Raw genomic sequence first — 24,123 nt, forward strand, 5'->3', positions numbered from 1 at the left:
AGCGGGTCCCGACATGTTTTGGGGGGAAATATAGCTTGGGGGCGTCCCTCTTTTGTCCAACGTCTTGGCATCCACATACCAGTGAAAGCCCGCGAGACGCGAAGGCTTCATGCGATGCATTTTCATCCGAGACTGCTTTGGCAGCGGCACGGAGATGGGGAGACAATACGTTGCTGTTGCTTTCAGTCTCCTACTCCTGACGGGATGCCACTTATCTGAGACTCAGACCCACCAATGGCGCCACGTGGGCTGGATCAGAGATAGCTGCGACCACCCGATAGCAAGGCCCGAGCAAAGACGATCCCATCTTCGGAAGCGGTGGCCGTGTTGTTGGTGGGCCTGCCTGTAAGCCCCTGCAATACCTTGCCATATCGGCCCAGAAGTTTTCCCCTCCGATGTGGCGGCCACGCGCATGTTCGCAACAACGGTTGTCCTTTAAGCCCTCTACTCGTAAGCTGCTGAAAAGGTCGATGGGGGGTTCAGGTTGAGAGTCTTCGCGTCAGCAACGCTGTGGAGCGGTATAGTTCGTTTTTTGCTGTTCTGGAGCCTCGTGGGCTTTGGGCTGACTGCCGTTTCCCACATAACGCCGTACTCGAACTGGCAGCTTGTCGATAGCGTTTTGAACGAGGTTCGTGCCGGTGATATCGACCATGTCGCCGAGCAAAGCTTCGCGTTCGCACTGTCCTCGGCAATTGTTCAGCTCGCGCTCGCCTTTGCATTCGCGATCTTCGTTGCGCATGTGCTGCTGCTTCGGGCCGCCCTCTACACCGCGAAACGGGATCTCGGCCCGGACAGAGATCTTCGCGGATTCGCGACAAGATTCGACGCCATTTCTGAGAGGCTTGCGCAAAACGCGATCGTTCGACATGCTTGGCGCCAATTCGAGCAGACTGCCATCCGCAGGGACGACGCTGTACACAACACCGTTCGTCCCCAGAACTTCATAAACTTGGCCGACGCGCGCGAATACCTTTTTGGCCTGAAGATGATGGGCTCGATCCCAGGCTTCTTCGTCGGCCTCGGCCTGCTGCTCACGTTCATCGGGTTGGTGCTCGCTCTAAACAAGGCGGCGGCGAGCACCGGGGCCCACTCGGCCGAAGCAATGACGAACTCCTTAAGCGAATTGCTGGCGGCCGCCACGTTCAAGTTCTCGACATCGATTGCAGGCCTCGGATCCTCACTACTTCTTTCTCTGCTGTTTCGCTCATATCAGATTTGGATCGAAGGGGCCTTCAATGGATTTGGGCGGGCGCTCGAAGAGCGGATGATATTCCAGCCGCCGCAGCGGGTCGCTGCCGACTCGTTGAACGTGCTTGCGGCCCAGCGCGATGAGCTCAAGCAGATCAACAGCGAGGGCTTCTTTGCGCGCCTTGGCGATACCGTCGCTCCGCGACTCCAGCACGCCATGCAAGATGCAATCAGCCCCATTTCTGAGACCCTGGATCGCACCGTGAAAACGCTCGCCCAGACGTCGCAGACCGGGGTCGACGATCTGGTCCGTACCTTTATGGAAAGCCTCAACCAGGGGGCCGGCCGCGAGCTGACAGAGGTCGCCCGGACGCTGACCGGACTAAGAGAAAGTATCGAGCGGACGCAGAAGGACCTCGCTGGCTCAGGCAACGACTTCTCGAGCAACCTCGCGAAGGCTGCCGATACCATGACCCAAGTCGTCACCGACGCAGCGCGGGCGCTCGGCGGCTCCGCTACGGGGGTCGCCGGAGCCGTGGACGCCGCAATGGCGAGCGTCGTCGAAAAGCTGGAGGCGCAGACCTCCGCGTTCGGAACAGGACTCGCGACACTCCAAGCCGACATCGGCGGACAGATGCGAGAGAGCGCACGCGTGTCGCGCGAAGCAGGCCAAGAGACCGCGGCGGTTGTGCTCTCGAGCATGCGCGAAGTGGTCGCGAGTTTGCGTGACGACATCGGACAGCTATCGGGCACTATTCGCGCGGTCTCAGGCGCCATTGCCGGCCAAACGGATCAGATTAATGCCGTCACCGCTCGCTCGCGCGACACCGCAGACGCTTTCGGCCGAGCGGCCAGCGATGTCCGTTCGGCCAGTCAGCCGCTGCTCGTTCATTCGGAGCGCGTCGCCAACTCCACCGACCGCATGGCAGCTTCTATCGAGAGCTCCGTCGGAGCGTTGTCGGTGGCAGAGGACGCCGCTCGCTCCGTCGCGGAACAGCTTTCCGCCCATCTCACTCAGATCGGGCGCGTCTGGGACCAGTACGAGGCGCGCTTCAAGAACGTAGACGAGGACTTCGGTAAGGCGGCAGACCGTTTCCATACGGAGGTATCACGTCATCAGGAAGCGATGCGAGACTTCGTCAAGGACATCGATGAACATACGAAGGAGATCCTGAGCAAAGTTAGCAGCGCCGTGGCAGGCCTCAACGAGAGCGTTGAAGCGCTGCATGAAACGATGGATGGCTTTCTCAGAACGTTTCCTCCAGCCCAAGCGGCAGAATAGAGGATGAATTGTAATGGCTCTTGAACAGGACGCAGGTGCGTCAGAGTTCAACCAGGGCGAAAACTATTTCGTTTCCATGACCGACATGATGGTCGGAATGCTGTTTATCTTCATCATCCTTCTCATGAGCTTCGCTTTGGCATTCAGGCAGCAGACAGACACGCAAGAAGTCAAGACCCAGGAGCAACAGGACAAGATCGAAGTTGCCAAGGAGGTCGGGCGAAAGCTTGATGAGCTCGAAACGCGTATTAGCCGGCGCATGCACGAAATTCAGGAGGCAAGTCAACTCCGCTCGCGCCTCCTGACAGAGCTTCAGATCCAGCTGCGTCGAGAAGGCTTGGCCGTCGAAGTCGTCGACTCCAGCGGCGTGCTTCGACTGACCGAAGAGGCCGTTCTGTTTCGCTCAAACGATACTACTCTCTTTGGGCAAGCAAAGACCAACGTCGATAAGATCGCGCGCGTGCTCGGGCGTATTCTGCCTCCATATGCGGCCTGTCTAATGACGCAGTCCGGCCCCTCATGTCCGAAGAAGAGCGCCCCCTCTCTAGAGACTGTTTTCGTCGAAGGCCATACGGATAGTACTGGTCCTGACGATTCGAACTGGACATTTTCGACGTATCGAGCCGCGAATACATACCGCGAGCTGATGGCGGCATCGCCAGATCTAAGACAGATGCTCAATAGGGCTCAGGAAGAGATCTTCTCGGTCGCTGGATACTCCTCGACGCGCCCCGTCGATTCTGCGGCCAACGACATTGCTCGAAAGAAAAATCGCCGAATCGATCTGCGCTTCGTGATGGACACGGATCCATCGCCAGGGCTGCAAGACATGCGTGCGTTGCTCCTGAGCATGCGAACAACGATCCAGGAACTCCGGGGTTCGCCACCATGAGCTTGCGCGGAGCCCTCGCCGGTGGACGGCTTATGGTACAGCCCTTGCCAGCCACCAGCCGCACTGCCCGTCTTGCGGCGGCCCTTTCGGCAACCGGCATAGGAATGGACAGGAGGCCGACGGCCGATCTTAACACCGTGGCGGATCGGTTCATTCTATCAATGCGAAAGGGCGACGAGCCCGTTCCCGGCGATTGGAATAAGATCGCGTGGTGCCTTTGGACGACGCGACCGGCGATTGCCGAGCATGACCAAGCGCTCGATGCGGTACTCGGTCGAGTGGCCCGCATGGAACGGGCGAGACCCTATCGCCAGCTTGCATCGGCGTACCTTGCCGATTTCGCACCCGATCGACCGCGCCTTGATCGCGTCGCGGGCGTTCTTGCCGCCTTCGCACCGAAAGCAGGAAGCCCCTGGGACCGTGCACAAACAAAATTCGGCATTTTCGACTGGAGGGAAGGGGCATTTCGGATTGCACGTACAGCGTTAAACGAGGAAAGGAACGTGCAACAACTTCTTGAATCGGCAGGTCTCGGCGGCGCACTGCGTGAAGGCGGCTTTGCCAAGACGGTTCACGACATCGGGCTGCATCACCTCTGCGGGACGACGGTGACGAGCGCCACTAGTCGCCTGGAAATCATCCGCCGCTGGTGCCTTCGAGCGGATGACACGTTCATTTTCAAAGATTGCAGCGCAGGCTTGGCTCGAGCCGTCGTTCTCCCGTTTGGCGATCGCGTCCCGCCCGCCGTCGATCGTGATCTCCTGGTCGGCTTTCTCGTCGGCAAGTTCGGCGACCCGAGGGTGGCCCCTGGCCGTTGGATCGGAATGGACGATGTCGCAGAGATCTTGAAGCGCTGGCTTACCGAGCAGTCGCTACGGCAATTCTTCGACGTGCTCGACAAGATCGCCCAACCGTCTCATTGGCGCTATCGTCGCGCATTCTGGCAAGCGTACTTCGATCATAAGCCGTCGCTGATCCGAAATGCCTGGGTCGTGTTTGGCTCTGATGGGGCTGCGGAAGCAAAGCGTTCCTTTGGGGATGCCGTTCGGTTCGGAGTTTTCCGCAGTGGCGGGCGCAAGCAGGTGCTCCGCGGACACGCGGTCTTGCTGATGGATCTCGGTCAGTGCGTCGTCGCGGATTGGAGCCACACCGGATATTGCACAATATGGCCAAACTCAGACCCGACTCGGCCAAGGAATATGAACGCCGAAAGCTACACGACGAGCGATGTCGGGCGCCCGCTTCCTAAGGACCTGAGCGAAGCCAATCTCAATCGGCACGACATGTTCAGCCATGTCGGATCGGAAAACTACGTTTGGCAGGACCGTGTCGCGGGCCGGCTCCTGGAAATGATCGGCGTACGGATCCCGCAGTACGCATACCGTGTGCGCTGACATGGCGGCCCGCTTTCGCAGCCGGATCGATCTGAACGGCATTCACGTCTCGCTGGTGCACGCGTCGATTTTCGGCAAGAAATCACCAATTCGCTACGCTGACTGGGACGATATTGCGAACGATCGCCGCGTGCTCAGAAATGTCAAAGACCTAGTTGAAGACGGCGCGGCCACGGCTACGGACACTGAGGTGCTGCTGCCATCGGTGGTGGCTGCGACGCTCAGCCCTGAGATCGCCGATGGCATCGGCCTTCCCCCGCTCGTTCCCCTCGGCCTTGCTGTCGCGTTGGACGGACGGATCGAAAGCCCCGAGGGGCGCATTCATCTACGCTGGACGGACAGATCCGGCCGGCAGCTACGACCGGAACGAACGGGAGTCCTCTTACGATGGGGCGAGCAGGCGGCTCGTCTTTCCGCTCCGCTATACCGTGTTGCGGAGGCTGCCGAAGCATATAACCGAACGAAGGGGCGCCCAATTGACGAGCGCGTGGCCGGCTGGATGCCGATGCAAACGGCCTTAGCCGCGGCTACCGACACCGAGGTACAGCGCGACGGCTACCTCGGCACGTTCACGCTATATCAGGCTGGCTCGTTCGCGTTGGATATTCAGCAGGTCGAGGAGGGCATCGACTTCACGCCGATCCTTATGAGCCGCCAAAAGCCGGCCTCACTGCTCGACGAGGCGCCGGCCGACGACTTGCGCGATCGCCTCAATCCGTCGGGGGAATCCTACACTGGCTCCGAGCTGCGTGATCCCCTCAGCGACGCTTTGCTCTCCTCCGAAGACCATCGAGCTTTCCTCGAGCAGGCAATCAGAAAATCAGGTGCTACGAAGGACGCCTATGTGCTGGGAAAAAACCGTTACGTTCTAATCGATGCCGCGTTGAAACGCGCGCTCGACGTCGTAAAAGCCAAACGGAGTGGCCCTCAGGAAGAGCGCCTTGCGTTCCTACGCAATCCGCGTGCAGTCCTCTGCGAAGCTCTCGGGTCGGACACCGACGAAACTTCGACGGCCATCCTTTTCATCGACACAAAGAACTATTCCGACCGCGTCGATAGTCTGGGCATTTGGCAGCGGCCGTACCTGCCATGGCTCACGCGGGCACCAAATCAATGGCTACCCGAAGCCGGCTGGGTCGCCGACGGATCGCCGGTCGATCCGCCGCCGCTCAGCGTCGATGAGCTCAAGAAACTCGAAGACGAGGTGGAAGCGGCGGAGGCAAGGGGCGATCCACACGTCGTCATACGCGGCATCCCCATCCCCCTGGACGCAGCCCCGAAAGTCCTGGAGGACGAGCGACGACGGACCGCGACCGCAACGGATCACGTCAAAGTCGGTTCGGCCAAGGCCGACTCCAAGCCAGCGGAGCGGCTCGTACTGGTGATCAAGAAGACCAATTTCGATGGCAAGGACTATTTTCTAGCCTTGAGGCGCCGCGAAGCGCTGATTGAACCAACTCCGCCGACGGATCGTATGGGTCAAACACCGCTAAAACTTCACCAACACGAGGGTTTCCGCTGGCTGGTGAGTGCTTGGCGGGCGGGTTGGCCTGGTGTGCTCCTCGCGGATGATATGGGCCTGGGCAAGACTTATCAGACACTCGCCTTCCTAGCGTGGATCAAGAGCAATTCTCGGAACGCGAGACGACGCGGCATCGGGTCGGTGGCCGACGGGCCTTTACTCGTGGTCGCGCCCACGGCACTTCTCAAGAACTGGGAAAGGGAATGTGCCGAGCGCCTGTCGGTCGTTGGCCTCGGCCAGCGGATCGACGCGTACGGCCATGCGCTGCGAAAGATCAAGCTCGACCCTTCGCATCGCGACGAGCCGGGGGAGACACTCGATGTGGCGAAGCTGCGCGGCTCGGATTGGATATTGACAACCTACGAGACGCTGACCGATCACGAGCGCGCGTTTGCGAGAATACCCTATGCCGTCGTCGTGTTCGATGAAATGCAGAAGGTAAAGGCGCCGGACACGCTCAACACCAAGGCAGCGAGAACACTCAACGCCGACTTTGTCTTGGGATTGACTGGAACACCGATCGAGAACCGGATGGAAGACCTGTGGTGCATCTTCGACCGCCTTGTTCCGGGCTACCTTGATGACCTCAAGACCTTTTCGAGGACGTACCGTGAAGATGCGCCCGACAAGCTGACCGAGCTCAAGAAGGCGCTCGACACGCCAATTGACGGGGCTCCCGCGGTGATGAAGCGGAGGATGAAAGTCGACATTCTAGACGGCTTGCCCAACAAGCGCGAACAGAAATACGCCACCCCGATGCCTCCGGAACAGGCGCAGGCCTATCGCGAGCTGATCGCTGAAGCGCATAAGGGCGACAAACGGGCGCCCGGATTCATGCTTCGTATTCTGCACGAGATGCGCGGAATCTCCTTGCACCCGCACGATCCTGCCGGCGCCGACACGTCCGAGAGGCTGCGATTCGAAGCGTTCGCTCGCCAGTCGGCCCGATTGTCGACCACGATGCAGATCTTGCGAGAAATTGCGCAAAGACGCGAGAAGGCGCTGGTATTCATCGAAGATATCGCCATGCAGGAGGTCGTCTCGAAGGGCGCCGCAAGGTTATTCGACCTCGAACGTAGGCCAGCGATCATTAACGGTGGAACACCTGGCGAAAAGCGTTTGGCAATCGTCGATGCTTTCGAGCTATCGCGGGACGGTTTCGGTTTGCTCGTACTCTCACCGAAGGCAGCCGGCGTCGGTCTGAACATCGTCTCCGCCAACCACGTGATCCACCTAAGCCGGTGGTGGAATCCGGCCGTCGAAGATCAATGCAATGATCGTGTCTATCGCATCGGCCAGACAAAGGCTGTCACGATCCATCTGCCTATGGCGGTCCATCCCGACTTTCCGGGGGGATCGTTCGACGAGGCGCTTGATCGCCTCATCGAGAAGAAGCGCCAGCTTTCACGGCATATGCTGGCACCGCCAACGAGCCAAGGCGACGTCGAGACTTTGTTCGGCGGAGCGGTTCCGGGGTCGTAGACGCACCCCAGTGGGTGGAAACGCGGCGCTGCAGCGATGGCTACTTTGTAACGTGGCGGATGAAGCGTGAGGGCTCGTCTGACCACGAGACGAGCAGTTGGTCGCGCGCCCGCGTGCAACCGACATAGAGAAGGCTCAGCTCGCGTTCTTCGATTAGCCGTTTCGCCTCTGGCTCCTTCGCCGCGTCAAGCGCCTGGTGCAAGGGCAGTTGCGCGTCGTTGCACGACACGACGGCTACCGCTCGAAACTCGAGCCCTTTCGCAGAATGAAGCGTGGCCAGCGTTACGGTTCCCCCCTCAATCTCCTGATCCACCGACAGCCAGGCGCAGTTCAGGCCGACGCGGGCGAGTGCCGGTCTAGCACGCTCCTCCAGCGCTTTCCGGGTGCGGGCGAATATCGCGATCTCGGCTGGAGCGATGCCTCGCTCGCGGGCCGCCGCGAGCCAAGTTGCCAAAATTTCGATCTCGCCGGAAAGATCTGCCGCGCTCCTGATTTCCGGGTCCGGACCGCGCAACAAAGACAGCGTCTCGCGTTCCTCCGCTACGTCGTCTACCTCAGTCACGTGCGCCGGCAGAAGACCATTCGAGAAGCGGTGGATTTCGGCGCTGGTTCGGTAATTGACTTTGAGACGCTGCGCACGGCCGCGGACGTCGACACCAGCCGCAAACCAAGAGAACGGCCACCGAAAAATGCGCTGCCCGACATCTCCGGCGAAGAACAGTGCCCGTGGGCCCGGCGTCGCGAGCGCCGCAATGAGCCGCAACTCACGCGGCCCGAGATCCTGTGCCTCGTCGACGACCACATGCTGAAATGGCCGCGTACCCGCGGCATCGATGCGCTCCCGCAAGCGGTCGCAAACCTGGCCGAATGTGTGCAAGTTACGGGCTGCCAAGCCGCCAATCACGCCGGCGAACACGTCCCATAGTCGCCTCCGGATCCGTGACGACAGCGCCATACCACGCCCTATGCGTGGTATGTCGCGATAGCCCTCAAACGACGAAATGCCCCAGAAGTCGATCACCGTATCCCATTCGGCACGGAGAAATGGGTCGTCGAACGCGGCGTCTAGATTGCCGCGAGACTCGGCGATCAACTGATCGATCGTGCGGTCATCCGCGATGGTCAGTTTTCCGAAGCGTGACGCATGCCCATGCGCGTAGGCGTGAAGGTGGGCGACATCGACCCGAGCGCGCGCGCTGGAAGCAGGACCGAGCAATGTGTCCATGCCCTCCGACAGCCGCGAGGCCAGCACCTTTGAGAAGGTCGTTAGCAGGATGCGGCCGCCTTGCGACTGATGGGCAAGATTCGCGGCACGATGCATTGCCACGACGCTCTTGCCGGTGCCGGCGGCACCGCATACGCGTGCCGGTCCATTGAAATTCCGGACGACCGCTGCCCGCTGCGACGGGTGGAGAAACACCAGCCATTCGGCCCAAGGCTTTTCCAGCGCCTGCGCAAGTGCCTCCTCGTCAGTCGCCACCCAAAAACGGCGCTGCGCATCGGGATGGGAGAACGGATCAGCGATACTAAGGTCGGCCGGACGGGCAGCTGGCCGTTGTCCCGTTGCCAGCGCCCAGAGCGCCTCGCGAGCCTCCTCCGGCAAGCGAGGCAGCAGATCGAGGAAGCCGTCATCGTCGACACCGCGCAGGAGATCGAGATAGCTTGCAGGAACCCCAAGACTCAGCAGGTAGGCCGGATCCTCGTTCGCAAGAATGCCTGGACGTGGTACTTCTCGCGTGACGACCCGGATCTCCTCGCGGACAATCTCCGCGATCTCGACGATCTGCGCGGCGCCGGTGGTCGCGTGCACCTCGAACTTGCGTCGCTCCGCCCACGCATAGGCATCGTCATGATGCCCGACGTAGCAGAATATTGACCGACCGCCGTCCTTGAAAACAACGATCCTGAGATCGCGGTTGACCCGAACCGTCCAAAATCGCTTGTCGCGCGCCCGGTCAATCCGGTGCAGCGAAAGACCGGGCCGTGTCGCATCGGCCAGGTAGTCGAACGCAACCTGCTTCGCTGCCGCCTGCTCGGCGGCCGGCAGACGATCGAGGCTGCGATTGAATGTCAGGGCGAGCTCGAGCATCACACCGCAAACACCTTGAGCACCAAATCCCTATAGTGGTTGATCAACTTGACGGCAATCTTGCCTGTCTATCGGCACCCTCCGACGGTTGCTTTTAGGCTGGCGTGAAACAGTGTTCGACATTTGTTCCGGAATTATTGATCTCGGCTTCGCGAGCCTGCGCCGGACAGAGCAACGCCAAAGCGGATCGACGGCAAGAGCGGATTCCTTCTGCTGCGATCGCATTCGCAGATGAGTTTGGCGCATCGTGAATTCGGCCGCCGCCGCTTCCCGCACCAGTCGCATTATCCAGTGTCGCTCCGGGCGTGCAGTCGCTCAGCTGATATGCGATTTGTGGCGCGTCAGCGACGAACTGCTGGAACACTTCGATCTGTCTCCTTGTATGTTGCCGGGTCGGCCTCGAACGCCTGCTTCCCCTTTGCGGCCCACAGCGCTCGCGCCCGTTCGCCATGACTGCCTCTGAGCTTGTCGGCCATCCAAAGCAACGCGCCGAGGACGGTGGCCCGATCATCGCCGGTCAGGTCCACTATGCCGGCTTTGACGACGAGCCCGCCGAGTTCGATGAGTTGCCGCGTCCGCTTGCGGCGCTCGACCTGCCACGTGCGCATGTCATGCCGCGCCCTTGCGGACTGATGCCGGTTGCGCGCTGCCCGGTTGCGCCAGAGGGCCGTCCGTGTCGCGGACAGTTGCCGGTGCATTTCGCCGCGCTCGTCCCTGAAAAAACATGGCCCCGCGCCTGGCCCAAGCCTCCTTCTTTCCGGCATCTTTCGTCTCAGTCAGCACGATCAGGCCGCCCGCCAGTTCATCGACGCTGAGGCCATCTGCCCCGGTGGCGATGACCAGTTCACCGAGCTGCTGCACTTTACGGCTCTTGAGGTCACGCGCCTTGTCCCCAAGCGCCTTGAGTTCGGTATCAAAGTCCCGTGGTTTGCGCATCGTCGTCTCCGTCGGTGTGAATGGAAAAATGATAGTCGAGCATCCGACGCAATGCTGTAGGGTTGCCAGGATGGGCTGAGACGGTGCGGTCCCTCCTGAGATTTTTTCGAGGGAGGGCGCGCTTATACGTCGTTCCGACGTTCGCTTCGCCGTGTAGATGATCCGGTCGCGATGGCGATCTATCATCTTCACGTCAAGGTCATTGGCCGCAAGGCCGGGAGCAGCGCGGTGGCTTCGGCGGCCTACCGCTCAGCGTCGCGGCTGCGCGACGAACGGCTTGGCCGTGATCAGGACTTTTCCGGCAAGCGCGGCGTCGTCCATTCCGAGGTGTTGCTGCCAGAGTACGCGCCGGAGGCCTGGGCCGATCGCGAGCGGCTTTGGAACGATGTCGAGGCCTGCGAACTCCGGAAGGATGCCCAGCTTGCCCGCGAGGTCGAGCTCGCCCTTCCGCGCGAGATGAGTCAGGCGCAGGGCATCGAGCTCGCCCGCGACTTCGTTCGGGGCGAGTTCGTCGGCCTCGGCATGATCGCCGATCTCAATGTGCATTGGGACAGGGCCGAGGACGGACTGGCCAAACCTCATGCCCATGTCATGCTGACGATGCGCGCGGTCGACGAGAACGGCTTTGGCCGGAAGGTGCGGGACTGGAACCGCGCCGAGATGGTCGAGCGCTGGCGCGAACGCTGGGCCGAGCTCGCCAATGAACGGCTGGCCGAGCTCGACATCGATGCGCGGGTCGACCATCGGAGTCTGGAGGCCCAGGGCATAGCACTGGAGCCGCAAAGCCAGATCGGCGCCCCCGCCAAACGCATCGAGGTTGGGGGGATTGATGGCGAACGGATGGAAGCCGACCGCGCTGAGATGCACCGCGAGATCGCACGGAACAATGGCGCGCGAATTATCGCCGATCCCTCGCTTGGACTGGACGCCATCACCCAGCAGCAATCGACCTTCACACGCCGCGACCTAACAAGGTTTGCGCACCGGCACAGTGACGGCCTCGACCAGTTCAACCAGGTCATGAGCGCGATGCAGCGAGCGCCGGATCTGGTCGAACTCGGCAGGGACGGCCGCGGCGAGGATCGATTCACCACCCGCGGAATGATCGCGGCCGAACAGCGCCTGTACCGGGCTGCTGAACGGATGGCGGAACGAGAGCGCCATCAGGTTCGCGACGTGAACCGCCGAGCCGCTTTGGCGCGAGGGGGATCGCGCGGCCTGGTGCTTTCAGGCGAGCAGGCAGACGCGCTGGCACTCATCACGAACGGACGTGATCTCAGCGTCGTGGTCGGCCATGCCGGGACGGGAAAGAGCGCGATGCTGGGGGTAGCGCGGGAGGCGTGGGAAGCAGCCGGCTTCGATGTCCAGGGCGTCGCGCTGTCCGGCATTGCCGCAGAAAACCTCAAGAGCGGATCGGGCATTGCGTCGCGCACAATCGCCAGCCTGGAGCATGGCTGGGAACAAGGCCGTGATCTGCTCAGGTCGAGCGATGTGCTGGTGATCGATGAGGCCGGCATGGTCGGCACGCGCCAGCTCGAGCGCGTGCTGTCCCATGCTGCCGAGGCTGGCGCAAAGGTGGTGCTGGTCGGCGATCCGCAACAATTGCAGGCCATCGAGGCAGGCGCAGCGTTCCGCTCCATCCATGAGCGTCACGGCGGCGCTGAGATCGGTGAAGTACGCCGTCAACGGGAGGACTGGCAGCGCGACGCCACACACGATCTAGCGACCGGCAAAGTGGGCCATGCGCTCGAAGTCTACCGCGCTCACGGCATGGTGCACGAGGCCCAGACCCGCGAGCAGGCGCGCGGCGATCTGATCGAGCGCTGGGACCGCGACCGGCAGGCGTCACCGGACCGGAGCCGAATCATACTCACCCACACCAACGACGAAGTCCGCATCCTCAACGAGGCGGCGCGGGAACGGATGCGGGCTGCCGGCGATCTGGGCGACGAGGTGGGTGTAACAGTCGAGCGCGGTGCGCGAATCTTCGCGAGCGGGGACCGCGTCATGTTCCTGCAGAACGAGCGCGGCCTTGGCGTGAAGAACGGCACGCTCGGGACGGTCGAACAGGTCAGCGCGCAATCCATGACCGTACAGGTCGACGATGGTCGGTCTGTGCGCTTCGAACTCAAGGATTACGACCGGATCGATCATGGCTATGCCGCGACGATCCACAAGGCGCAGGGCATGACGGTTGACCGCGCCCATGTGCTGGCGACGCCCGGGATGGACGCCCATAGCAGCTATGTCGCCCTGTCGCGGCACCGCGATTGGGTGGAGCTGCACTATGGCCACGATGATTTTGCCCGTCAGGACCGGCTTGTCCGTGCCCTGTCGCGCGATCGCGCCAAGGATATGGCCTCGGACTACAACCGCCCCAATCCGGTCCAGAGCTACGCCGAGCGGCGTGGCATCACGCTCCGAGAGCGCGTGGCCGAGATCGTGCGCAAGGTCGTGGACGTGAAGCTGCGCGACATGTTCGACGGCCTGCGCGTCCTTGGAGACGTGCCCGGCCGGGATAGCGGGCGAAGACCCGAGCAGGGATCGCCGGAAAGGGAAAACAGCGCTACAGCCGCCGGCCGCCGCGGAGCCGAAATGCCGGCAAGGAACGTGGCGCAAGATCCCGAAGTGGAAGCGCGTCGCGGCCGGACCCGGGCGCTCGTGCGCCATGCCCGCGCCGTGGACGCGATCTTCAAGGCACAGGAGACGGGTGGCAGGGCCAGTCCCGAGCAGGTGAAAGAGCTGCAGAAGGCCCGCCAAGCCTTCGAAGAGGTGCGTCCGTTTGGCTCGCGCGATGCCGAGGCCGCCTACAAGAAGAACCCGGAGTTCGCCCGCGACGCGGCGGACGGCCGGGTCAATCGCGCCATCCGCGCGCTCCAGCTCGAAACCGAACTCCGAAGCGATCCGGGTCGTCGCGCCGACCACTTCGTCGAGCGATGGCGGAAGCTCGACCAGGCCAGCCATCGCCTGTACCAGGCGGGCGACTGGTCTGGCTACAAGGCCAACCGCTCGGTAATGGGCGACATGGCCAAGAGCCTCGAACGCGATCCGCAACTGGAATCTATCCTCGCCAACCGCAAGCGGGAACTCGGTATCGCGTTCGAATCAGGCCGCAGGCTCGGTCATGAATTGGCTTTCGCCCATGGCATCGACCTCGGCAGGGGCCGGGGCCTAGGAATTTGAATCATCTCGTTTGCCGCCGGCTCTACGCTATACCTAGCAACTTGCGAGATCCTCTTGTCCGTCCGCAGCCGCTAGGCCTCTCTGGTCTCATAAGCCCTCAACAACAGCCAGCAAGAGGCAGCGCGGCCATGCGCGAACCAGACCGTATCATTCGGCTAAAGACCGTCCTCACCAGGACTGGTCTGTCCCGATCTACCATCTACCGCAAGATCGCGGAGGGCACCTTCCCGGCCCAGCTCAAAATCAGCAGCAACGGCTCGGGCTGGCGTGAATCCGATGTCAACCGCTGGATCGCAGATCCTCTTGGGTGGCGTCCCGAGGGCGGGTCTCCAAGAGCCAGGTGACCCCTACGGCCCGTCCTTTAACCGGCGGCACGGCGTAGAGACTGTCGCTCACGCATCGTTTCTTCGTCCGCCCTTAATTCCGATCGCGAACCCTTCCTGCGCCAGTGTATCCGAAACCCCGAGTTCATCCCTGACGCTCTTCCATTTCCGCATCGACTACCACTCAGCTGTGCCTAGGGGAGCGGTAGTCTCTAAGTTCAGACCGAGCAACTTTGGAAATATTCGCCTCCGATCGGAGAAAGCGATCGAAAGGCCTCCAAGGATGCGCTGCTCGTCTTGTAGCCTGATAGGAAGTCAAGTGGCCAAAGATGCGATCAAAGTCGGCGGCACGACCCGTACGAGCTCTATGGTGAGTGATTGGGCTGTCACTATCGGTTGCAGCGACGCCGAGGTCAGGTACCACTTTGAGCGGAAATTGACCCAGGGGACGCGCACTTTCGATGGAAACGCTTCCTCCGGCTTTCGCGACAACGACTGCAACCGCCCAGACGCTACACCAGATTGTTTCCATATCCTTATCTCGTCCTACATCGCGCGCGTCGGTCGGATTGCCGATACCTACGGCCCTTACCTGCATGATGTCCGCCTGCGATCCACCTGAAAGCTCGACCCCATACCCTGGAGTAGCCAGCTTTCGGGGAACGCCCCGGCCGCCCGCGACCCACGCCGTCATCATTCCCTCGGAGGCCTCATAGCCGAGGCTCGCGAGCCCGTCCAAGACGGCGCGTCGCCGCTCCTCCGCGGCCATAGAGCGGACCTCCGGTCGGGCCACGCCCTCCCTTCGTCCCGCTCCCGCCGGCGCTCTCTCATCCTGATTGTCGCTGGGTTCTCACCTTGATTGTCGCCGCGCGCGCCTAGGCCGGTTTCATCTCCGACAGCTCGACATGGTCCCCAGCAAGGTCCCGTTAGAGGCGCTAGCTCGTGTCCGACTTTAATCGCAGCGCTGAGATCGAGAAGCAGACTGTCAGCACTAAGTGCCCGCCGGGCGCGTGGCTCAGCCTCGAGAGCCGCAATCCGGGCGGAAAAAGGACTCTGCTCGATCCCAAGGCCAGCAAGTTCGCCGAGGAGCTTGTCCACCTTCAAAAGAGCTTGGTCGTCGCCTGCGCCGCCTTGCTGGGCAGTCCACTCCTCGAGCGTGATACGATGGCCGGCGGCACCGGACCGATCGGCGAGCGCCCGCTGACGCTGGGTGACGCTGGGTGACGCCTTCGGAGCGATCCGCTGGCTGATGCAGCATTAGCCCCTTGTTAGCCGCCTTGTTCAGACTCTCAGTGATGCTGCGGGAGCCGTAAGCTCGCATCGAAGATCGACCGGAATTTCGATGTGTGAAGTTCCCCACCAGTGGCAGGGAAGCGGACTCGGCACGCCTCTGATCACCCTTGCGCTTCACTTCAGATTCCGTGGCCCTTTCGGCGCGTCGCTCAGTATTGGCGTTCAAATACGAGATTTCCGCAATAGCTTTCTGATTGAAGGTTCGTGAGCCTATCCGCGTCGAGCGCGCGGCCAGTTTCGCCGCGCCCGCCGATTATCCGATCGATATCCGACTGATCAATCGTCCCACTACGTTTGCAGGTCGAAGTCCAAATTTCGATAGTCGTCTCGAGGCGGGACAGGCTGCGGCGGCACATTGAGACAACTCCTGCACGGATAACCATCCGATTGACGACGGCGCCGCGCGACGCGTCGACCGTCTCCATGTACTGCAACAGAGGTCCGGCGTGTTTCCGCCGGTCGGCGGCGGTTGGCGCGACATAGCACTTCGAGTCAAACACGTCAGGGGGACGGCCCTGAGCGATTACTCCGGCGCCTACACGTCCGGCCATAAGGATCTCGCCAACAGCGTGGGCGCTGTAACGGTAAATCTCTGGTACCAGCCCAGCCCAATGTTCTGCAACGCCCGGCGGACTTACGGTTTTCAAGACGTTCGTGGCCAATTCCGCCAGATCAGGCAAAAATCCCGATTCAGATGGTCCACCCTGCGCGAGAAGCGACGAGATATGACTATTAGAAATCATCACAACTTCAGGTGTTTAACTTGCATCCCGGTTTCGCAAGACTTGACACTGCGTGCGTTCCGTATTGAGGTCGAACTTTCTCGGAATGCGTGTGTAAGGATATTTAGCCACGTTCAATACTAGGTCAGTGGGGACTGCCGCCAAACGTTTCGTCAGACACCGGCTAGGTCCAAATGGCTCCATGAAGCTCTGCAGCTCAGGCTAATGGCCAGCCTGCTGCTATGGCAATCCGCTCGAGTTCGTTGGAGCGTTGGACATTTGTGTGCTTCTGCCTGGTGAATCGCACGAAATCCGCACGCAGTTCGCATAGCCCCAGCACATAGATGGAGCATGATCGGACAATGGACCAGAAAATAGAAATCATGCGTGCTGACCCGGTGGTCGTCCGCAACGGGCAGAAAATAGAGATTACAGGACGGCAAAGGGAATTATTTCGTCTACTCATTCTCAACGACGGACGTACGGTTTCCAATGAATTGATCGCGCAATTGCGCGATACCGATATCGATTCTGCTCGCGGAAAAATCCGCGATCTACGTGAACAATTGCGCAAGATCGGTAGCGATGACCTGATACACAATGATCGATCCGCAGGCTACCGAGCATTGGTGAAGGGTTGGCACGTGGACGCCCATGAATTCCGGGATACCATTGATCCGATGCCCGGCGCGTTCGACGGCCAACTCGGCCAGAATATCGATTCCGAAAATGCCCGGCTCGATATTCCCAAACTGAAGCGCGTCCTTGCGTTCTGGCACGAGAACCCAGCGATTCATCTTCCGGTCGAAACCAATCTTGAATCCCGATTTGACTCGTTGAAAAAGAAGGCCGAAGACCGGCTCCTCATTTCTCAACTTTGTTCACAGCAGCAGGGATTGATACACGAGGCAATCCAAGAGCTAGAGCACAGGAGTCGGCGAGCTGCCGATGATATTACGTGGGAGCTACTGCTTTTGGCATATCATGCCACTGGCAAAAACTCACAGCTCCACTCGACGTGGCAACGCATAGTTGAACACTACGAAGGGCGGACGCCAAAGGCGCTCAGTAGCCTCAGACAGAGTATCGGAAACGGAAAATTCAAGAATCCCTTCCGCTCGAATGTAACGAGTCCTAACGAGTCGACTCAAGACGATGATGTCGCCGTGCAGGATAAAAACGCACAGACGCTTCAATCCCTTTGCTCGATGCTGGGAATTACCACAGCATCACAAATGCGTCTCCTTGACTCGCATTTGACGCCCCTAGCCTGCATCCGCCGCACGCGAAGTCGCCTCTATTTTTCCGGCGTTCTCGCCTCCAAGTGGGTTATTGAACCCGCGGTGCGCAGCAAATTCAACGAACTGCTGACACGGCTCGACAAGGATGAGGGTGACGTTCGGTTTCTCATGATCAACCCGAATGGAGACGGCTTTCGGCGACTGAACGAACTGCGCGAAGGCAACATATCGGCGGAGTCAATCGCACCAATGAAGATCCTGGCCGAAAGACACCGCAGCTTACAGGTTCGACTATATAACGGCCTACCGTCCTTTCGCATCGTTGTGATTGACGACGACGTGGTAAGTTTTTCGCCCTACCGGCTTGCAGCAGACGCCTATCTCGCAAGCAACCACGGCTGGGAGGCGCCTCACGTCGTTCTTGACCCTATGGCCACCTATCCGCTGGCTGAAGCATTTCTTCTTCTCTTCAATGAAACCTGGGCAAATGCGGTCCCCATCGGAGATGTCCTATGACGCACTATGGACTAGTTCTCGGTCGATTTCAGCCGCTGCACATCGGTCACATGGAGTACCTGGAGGCCGCAAAGCGTTCATGCGATCGCCTGGTGGTTGGCATAACCAACCCTGATACCTCGTCTCTAATTCATCACCAAGCTGATCCCAATCGTTCCAAGAACGAGAACAATCCATTCTCGTATTTCCTGCGATACGAAATGGTCGATCAGTCCCTTCGTGACGCTGGATGGCCGCCGGATTCGTTCGCAATTGTACCGGCCGATGTCGCTGACCTCTCAAAAGTCACGGCCTTTCTTCCGACTGCTACGCGAACGACCGTCTTCATCACGATCTATGATGCTTGGGGCGAGGAGAAAGCCCGCCGCCTCGAAGACCTCGGCTATAAAGTTGAAATTCTCTGGCGTCGCAGCATGTCTCAACGTGTCACATCGGGAACGGAGCTCCGCCGTCTGATGCAAGAGAACCGCCCCTGGCGCCAATTCGTCCCACCAGGGGTTGCCCTACATATCGATCGATCGGGTTGGCTTCCTTCTTCCTAAGAAGCTGCTCAAGCGTCCGAGAACACGAGCAAGCCGAACGAGGGACATCGTCACTAAAACTAGTATGTAAGGTGCTACAATGTACGAACTCGATGGCAGGACGCATTTACAACGCGAGCTGATAGGCGGCAAGGCCTTCTACCTAAATGAACTGATGTCTATCCGCGTGAGGGTGCCTCCCACTCTCGTGGTTCCTTGCGCGGACCGCGTTGTCGATCTCGATGCCATCGTAACCTGGCTAAGATCCAACGTCAGTCGAACAGTCGACGCCTGGCCTCTTGCGGTTCGCAGTTCGTCGGGGATGGAGGATTCCGAGAGCGAATCCAGGGCGGGGCATTATTTGAGCTTGCTCGGCACCTTTGATCGCGATGCGTTGTCCGATGCGATCGCGCGCGTAAGGCAATCGGGCCCTGCTATGTCTGTCATCGTGCAGCCGCTTCTCGCTCCCATCATTGCGGGCGTTGCATTTTCTTGTGATCCCCTTTCATATACGCGAAATGAAACTACCGTTGTTTGGACCCAGGGACTTGCAGATCGATTGGTGGCCGGCGATGAGACGGGTAATACGGTTATCATAAGTGCAGAGGACGAGATTCAAGTTGGCAGCTGGCCGATTGCGGTAGGCTTGCTCAGGCAGATCGCAGAATTTATTCGACGGATCGCGGACCTTCATCGAGCTCCAGCCGACATTGAGTGGGCCATCGACCAAGACCACGAACTCTGGCTGGTTCAGGCGCGCCCCGTGGTCTTGCCAAGTGACATTCACCTCTCGCTCGATAATTTGGATAGCTTTGCTCGCTTGCCAAATCTCGTGAAGCAGCATCCCAAGATTCGACTCCGAAGGCAGGCTTTCGAGCGAGGTGTCTTGATGGCACCCGCCATTGTCGAGTCATGGTCATCTTGTCCACCTCAAAGTCCACTTGCCGCGAATGACGATCTCGGCGAGCCGGCCGGCGTTAGCGTAGTTCTGCTACATCCCGAGCGCGTCCAGAGCCAAGTTGTACGCGAGTTCGCTTCCGTGCGGGGATCTGATGTGGACTTCTTTACGCGCGGTTGCCGGCGCTATTCTATTAGGCGCTATCCTCGTTCTATAGGTGTTTCTGCCGCAAAGGAGTCAGTGCTCAAGGCGGGTTTGGAGACTTCCTGGCTTTCAGTCGCCATTGTCCAAGCGGTATGGGACGCATTCGCGACTGGCATCATTCGACGCACCAATGATGGATACTTGATCGAGCTTGCACAGGGGCACTTCGTCCCCAAGGGAGTTGTTCCAACTTCGACGATCGTTCTTGACCACGAGCGCCACGTGATCTCGACGGTATGGCGGGAGCAACCGGCGGCCTATCGCTTTATCGATGGCCACGTTGTTACCGAAGCGCCACCGGAACACCAATTAAAACTTGATGGCACCGCACTAAGAACCATTGCTGCCGCCTTTGACCCACTTTTCGAATTGTACGGAGATGCAGCCTTGGAATTTGGGCTTTTAGAGGCGACGGATGGATTACGACCATACCTGATCGATGTCGCTGAGGGCGACACAGCTGGGTTGTCACTGGACATAGAACTAATCCGCTCTGGGGTTCTTTCGGTAGGAAAGTGCCGTGGCCGGATCCGCCGCGTCACTCTTTCCGCCATCGGCGCACTCGACAGCCACCTTCACGATCGACCCGAGGCGGCTCCCGTAACCGGGGATAACGTCGTCATCGTAGCAGAGCGCGCCTCAGTAGACTTGTTGCCGTTCGTCGGAGCCCCGGGAGTATCTGGCTTCATTTTTGAAAGAGGCTCTATACTTGCCCACCTTGCAGTCGTCTTGCGCGAGAAGGGAATTCCGGCCGTGGCGCTCGAGGACAACTTGTTGATCGGATCATTGCCAGACGAAGCGGTTGTCGAAATTGATGCCTCAGATCGCTCTTTGTCGAAAGCCGCAAGAGTAACCCTGCTCGGAGCTTCTCATGAATGCGATCATAGTTTCGTACTTCAATCCTGATCTAGATGGTGTGGCTTGCTCCATAGCCTTGGCGGCCTTAGAGTATCCGGCTTTGGCGGCCCGAGTTCTTGGAAATTTGGACCGCGAGACCAGGCTCGTGTTGGATACCCTAGACCTTCCTATACCACTTACCTTGACGGACTGGTCCAACGTCGAGGTCATCTGGCTCGTGGATACCCATCACCCCAAGCAGCTACCAGCGGGCTTTCCCGCACATTTGGTAACGCAGATCATAGATCACCACCCCGGCGGCAGTCCGGAGACCTATCCACACGCTGAGATCCAGAATGAAGCAGTGGGTGCTGCCGCCACGCTGGTTGCTGAGCGTTTCGAGCGCCGCAGTGTCAATATGCCAGCTGAAATTGCTGTTCTCCTGCAAGCGGCCATTCTATCAAATACGCTTGAATTTAGCGCGCCGGCGACCAGCAACAGAGATCGACGAGCGAACGAATCCCTTGCGCGGATTAGACCTCTTGATCTTCGGCTTCTTGACGGAATGCGGCAGATCCGACGCGAGAAAGTCTTGCTTGCTACGGATGTCCTTTTAAACAGCGACGCCAAGGTTTTCGAAACACGGCACGGACAGGTCGTTATTGCTCAGGTTGAGGCGCCCGGCGCTCTTCAGATACTATCGAGGCCAGACTTGATACCGGCGATGAGACAATTCGCTGCTTCTCGGAACACTGCGAGCGCAGTGCTCAATCTAGTTGATACTGAGGCCGGAAAAAGCGCGGTGCTAGCCACTGACGAGCAAGTGCTCGGCATCATCGCCAGCGCGCTTCGTTCACCCATAGACGCTCGAGCAGTCGTGAAGATGGATCGCATCCTGCAGCGCAAGACAGACATCATTCCATTCATCGTCAGCTAGCCATTTGTATACTAGTACCTCGACACAGAGGTTTTGACCGGTGATCGGGGTCCTGCAGGATCGGCAGGTCTTCGGGTGCGCGTAGGACTTGGATGCTGCGTGAGGTTCCCGGGGTTCTGCGAATGAAGCCGGCGCGCTCAAGTGTAAGGATCATTTGGTGCACGGTCGCCGGCGTGACGCCGAAATAGCGCTGGATGTCGCGTTCGGCCGGCGGCTGCCGGTTGACGCGGGTGTAGGCGTCGATGAACGCTAGATATTGGCCCTGCTTGGGAGTGAAGCCGGGCGGCTTTGCCAGACATTTGATTCATCGGCCGATTCAGCTCGGCCTCCAAGACGGAGGCCGCGATGAACATACGCTATCATGTCGATATGAGCAGCGCCGAGCGGGCGGAACTGGAGCTCTTGCTGGCTGGCGGCAGCCAGGCGGTCCGCAAGCTCAAGCGGGCGCAGATCCTGCTGGCAGCCGATGCCGGGATGAGCGACGACGACATTGCCACTAGCGTAGGCGTCGGTCATTCGACGGGGTATCGGACCCGACGGCGTTTCGTCGAAGGCAATCTGACTGCGGCCCTGAGTGAGGAGCCACGGGCCGGTGCGGAACGCAAGCTCACCGAGAAGCAGGAAGCGCTGCTGGTGGCCACCGCCTGCTCGAGCCCGCCTGCGGGGCGGGCGCGTTGGACGCTGGAGCTTCTGGCCGACGAGATGGTCAGGTTGACGTCCCACGAGAGCCTGTCGCGCGAGACGGTGCGGCGGGCGCCTAGCCGAGAACGATCTCAAACCATGGCGCAGGTGCATGTGGTGCGTGCCAAAGGTCGACGCGGAGTATGTCGCGCGCATGGAGGATGTGCTCAATCTGTACGCCGAGCCATCCGATCCGCGTCAGCCTGTGATCTGCTTTGATGAGAGTCCGGTCCAGCTCATTGCCGGGACCCAGTCACCGATTCCGGCAAAGCCTGGACAGATCGAGCGCTACGATTACGAGTACCGGCGCAATGGCACGGCCAATCTGTTCGTGCTCATCGACGTGAACCGTCCCTGGCGCAAATGTGAAGGTCACCGAGCACCGCGCCGCAACCGACTTCGCCCAATGCATGCGCGAACTCGTCGACGTGCACTATCCCAAGGCCGATCGCATTCGCGTGGTGCTCGACAATCTGTCCACCCATACGGCCGGCGCGCTCTAACAGGCGTTCCCGGCTGACCAGGCGCGTCGGCTGCTGCGTCGCCTGGAGTTCCATCACACCCCAAAGCATGTCAGTTGGCTCAACATGGTCGCGATCGAGATCGGCGTCCTCGTCCGCCAGTGCCTCGACCGGCGCATCGACAGTTACGCCGGCCTCGTCAGAGAGACCGCCGCATGGGAGAAACGTCGGAACGCCGAGCTAGCACGGATCAAATGGATGTTCACGACCGAACAGGCTCGTGCCAAGCTAGGCCACGCCTATCCCAAAATCTCCGCGGCAGCAGCGAGAAAGCAAAGAGTCAAAATCTCTGTGTCGAATTACTAGCCCTGACTTTGCAGAGCTCCTCCGAAGCACAATCAAGCGGCGCTCCAGTCCGCTCCGGATAGCGTGCGAACTCCGTGCAGCTACCGCGCGGCCATTGACTGTCGGCTGCACTCTACACTCACCTAGGAAACCCGCTCCAGCACCCGGCTGGCCACGGTTGCGCGCGCCTAATGCGCGTGCCGCAGCCGAGCACTTTCGGCAGTGGCCTAACGCCAGACGTAACTTAGGAGAAGAAATATGGACCTGTTCAGTTTCGACCTCGTCGCTGGGGCCGTCGTGGGCGCCATCTTGCTCGGGGGCACCGCATTCGTCCCGCTAGCGAGAAACGTGGCACTTGCTGCAACCAACGGAGCAATCGTCGCAGCTTATTTGCGCGGCGGCATCGACGAAATCCTTAATCTCGCAGATGTTGTACAACAACAGATGCTCGCACACCTACCTTTTTCTATCGGCGCACTCTTAGGGGCCATCTTGGTCAGCATCATCGCAGCCCAGAGAGCTCATCTGATACAGTAACTCAGATGCGTGGGGATAGCCGGTGGTGACGCCTAAGTTCGCCACCAGCTCCTCAACTTACCCCAAGGTAAAGCGAGCGGACATCTGCAGTCTAACTCAGACCGAGCGGTACGCGACTTCGTCAGCAACGCTGTAGTGCATGGCAGCAGTGGCAAGACGTCTGATCGGGTCACTCCGCGCGAGCGACCTTATTGAGCGATCACCCACACACCACGCGTAGCGCGGAGATCGCCACAATTTGATGCCGTCGCGGCGAGTGTTAAATCGGGTTTCTTGATTAGATCCGTCGTTGAAGCCCAAGCCTTACCAGGGATCTTGCTGACGAAACCGTCAAACACTCGCTAGAATGTCGGCAGCCACGTCGTCAAAGCGTTCCCGTTCTTCCGCCGTCAACAGTGGGTGAACATCCGAGAGAAAGCCACGACGATCGAGTCTCTCGAGGTCCCTCCCTTTGTTCCTCTGTAGAAGACCGCAAAGCTTCTTTGAAAGACTACGTCGGTTGAAGACGCTGGAATGCTGGCAGTGCCGGATAACTATGGAATTCACCTGGAAAGAAAACAATTTTGGAGGGTAGAGAGCTACAATCCCCACTTCGTTTACCTTGACCTTGAGACGAATATTCGCAGAATGGTCTTTCGC

General features: G+C 59.9%; 17 protein-coding genes and 1 pseudogene. 13 read left to right on the forward strand and 5 right to left on the reverse strand.

Annotation, left to right across the window (positions count from 1 at the left end; genetic code table 11):
- Positions 1-484 precede the first annotated feature (484 nt).
- The 4 genes from zorA to ACQR03_RS13185 are packed head-to-tail and all read left to right on the forward strand — an operon-like array spanning position 485 to position 7,760.
- A complete protein-coding gene (gene zorA / locus ACQR03_RS13170; RefSeq protein WP_315715104.1) occupies positions 485-2,470 on the forward strand; it encodes an anti-phage ZorAB system protein ZorA in 1,986 nt (661 codons plus the stop codon).
- Positions 2,471-2,483: 13 nt separating this feature from the next.
- Positions 2,484-3,362, forward strand: a complete 879-nt coding sequence (locus ACQR03_RS13175) for an OmpA/MotB family protein (protein WP_315715103.1) — start codon at positions 2,484-2,486, stop codon at positions 3,360-3,362.
- A gap of 44 nt (positions 3,363-3,406) precedes the next feature.
- The gene (locus tag ACQR03_RS13180; protein ID WP_315715102.1) at positions 3,407-4,756 is read left to right on the forward strand and encodes an EH signature domain-containing protein; all 1,350 of its coding nucleotides are present in this window, start codon (positions 3,407-3,409) and stop codon (positions 4,754-4,756) included.
- A gap of 1 nt (position 4,757) precedes the next feature.
- Positions 4,758-7,760: a DEAD/DEAH box helicase gene (locus ACQR03_RS13185; protein WP_315715101.1), complete on the forward strand. Its 3,003-nt coding sequence runs from the start codon at positions 4,758-4,760 to the stop codon at positions 7,758-7,760.
- Positions 7,761-7,800: 40 nt separating this feature from the next.
- Here ACQR03_RS13185 and ACQR03_RS13190 read toward each other — a convergent pair whose 3' ends face one another.
- The 3 genes from ACQR03_RS13190 to ACQR03_RS13200 all read right to left on the reverse strand — a co-directional run bounded on the left by ACQR03_RS13190 (position 7,801) and on the right by ACQR03_RS13200 (position 10,785).
- On the reverse strand, positions 7,801-9,849 hold the full coding sequence (locus ACQR03_RS13190) for a 3'-5' exonuclease (protein ID WP_315768071.1): 2,049 nt from the start codon (positions 9,847-9,849) through the stop codon (positions 7,801-7,803).
- 341 nt (positions 9,850-10,190) lie between these two features.
- On the reverse strand, positions 10,191-10,457 hold the full coding sequence (locus tag ACQR03_RS13195; protein WP_315715099.1) for a conjugal transfer protein TraD: 267 nt from the start codon (positions 10,455-10,457) through the stop codon (positions 10,191-10,193).
- A 1-nt stretch (position 10,458) separates the two neighbouring features.
- Complete coding sequence (locus tag ACQR03_RS13200; protein ID WP_315715098.1) at positions 10,459-10,785, reverse strand: conjugal transfer protein TraD; 327 nt, start codon at positions 10,783-10,785, stop codon at positions 10,459-10,461.
- A 171-nt stretch (positions 10,786-10,956) separates the two neighbouring features.
- On the opposite strand from ACQR03_RS13200, the gene traA reads away from it, so the two are divergent.
- From traA to ACQR03_RS13215, 3 genes are all read left to right on the forward strand, one after another.
- Complete coding sequence (gene traA, locus ACQR03_RS13205) at positions 10,957-13,968, forward strand: Ti-type conjugative transfer relaxase TraA (RefSeq protein WP_315715097.1); 3,012 nt, start codon at positions 10,957-10,959, stop codon at positions 13,966-13,968.
- Positions 13,969-14,096: 128 nt separating this feature from the next.
- Complete coding sequence (locus ACQR03_RS13210) at positions 14,097-14,312, forward strand: helix-turn-helix transcriptional regulator (RefSeq protein WP_315715096.1); 216 nt, start codon at positions 14,097-14,099, stop codon at positions 14,310-14,312.
- 921 nt (positions 14,313-15,233) lie between these two features.
- Positions 15,234-15,515: a hypothetical protein gene (locus ACQR03_RS13215; protein ID WP_315715095.1), complete on the forward strand. Its 282-nt coding sequence runs from the start codon at positions 15,234-15,236 to the stop codon at positions 15,513-15,515.
- Positions 15,516-15,733: 218 nt separating this feature from the next.
- On the opposite strand, the gene ACQR03_RS13220 is transcribed toward ACQR03_RS13215, so the two are convergent.
- Positions 15,734-16,327, reverse strand: a complete 594-nt coding sequence (locus ACQR03_RS13220) for a hypothetical protein (protein ID WP_315715094.1) — start codon at positions 16,325-16,327, stop codon at positions 15,734-15,736.
- A 341-nt stretch (positions 16,328-16,668) separates the two neighbouring features.
- On the opposite strand from ACQR03_RS13220, the gene ACQR03_RS13225 reads away from it, so the two are divergent.
- From ACQR03_RS13225 to ACQR03_RS13240, 4 genes are all read left to right on the forward strand, one after another.
- Positions 16,669-18,063 (forward strand): hypothetical protein, encoded by a 1,395-nt coding sequence (locus tag ACQR03_RS13225; protein WP_315768075.1) that lies wholly within the window; start codon positions 16,669-16,671, stop codon positions 18,061-18,063.
- On the forward strand, positions 18,060-18,605 hold the full coding sequence (locus tag ACQR03_RS13230; protein WP_315715092.1) for an adenylyltransferase/cytidyltransferase family protein: 546 nt from the start codon (positions 18,060-18,062) through the stop codon (positions 18,603-18,605). Before ACQR03_RS13225 ends, ACQR03_RS13230 begins: the two co-directional genes overlap by 4 nt.
- 79 nt (positions 18,606-18,684) lie before the next feature.
- Positions 18,685-20,592 (forward strand): PEP-utilizing enzyme, encoded by a 1,908-nt coding sequence (locus tag ACQR03_RS13235; protein WP_315715091.1) that lies wholly within the window; start codon positions 18,685-18,687, stop codon positions 20,590-20,592.
- Positions 20,558-21,460 (forward strand): DHH family phosphoesterase, encoded by a 903-nt coding sequence (locus ACQR03_RS13240; protein WP_315715090.1) that lies wholly within the window; start codon positions 20,558-20,560, stop codon positions 21,458-21,460. The genes ACQR03_RS13235 and ACQR03_RS13240 overlap by 35 nt, the downstream gene beginning before the upstream one ends.
- On the opposite strand, the gene ACQR03_RS13245 is transcribed toward ACQR03_RS13240, so the two are convergent.
- Positions 21,453-21,764, reverse strand: a complete 312-nt coding sequence (locus ACQR03_RS13245; RefSeq protein ID WP_315768099.1) for a LexA family protein — start codon at positions 21,762-21,764, stop codon at positions 21,453-21,455. The genes ACQR03_RS13240 and ACQR03_RS13245 overlap by 8 nt on opposite strands.
- Before the next feature lie 41 nt (positions 21,765-21,805).
- Between ACQR03_RS13245 and ACQR03_RS13250 the strand changes: the two are divergent.
- Together ACQR03_RS13250 and ACQR03_RS13255 are read left to right on the forward strand one after the other, a co-directional pair.
- Positions 21,806-22,968, forward strand: a pseudogene (locus tag ACQR03_RS13250) (IS630 family transposase).
- Positions 22,969-23,205: 237 nt separating this feature from the next.
- Positions 23,206-23,484, forward strand: a complete 279-nt coding sequence (locus tag ACQR03_RS13255; protein WP_315715089.1) for a hypothetical protein — start codon at positions 23,206-23,208, stop codon at positions 23,482-23,484.
- The last annotated feature ends 639 nt before the right edge of the window (positions 23,485-24,123 follow it).

It is taken from the genome of Bradyrhizobium sp. HKCCYLS3070, assembly GCF_051167575.1.
Taxonomy (GTDB): Bacteria; Pseudomonadota; Alphaproteobacteria; order Rhizobiales; family Xanthobacteraceae; genus Bradyrhizobium.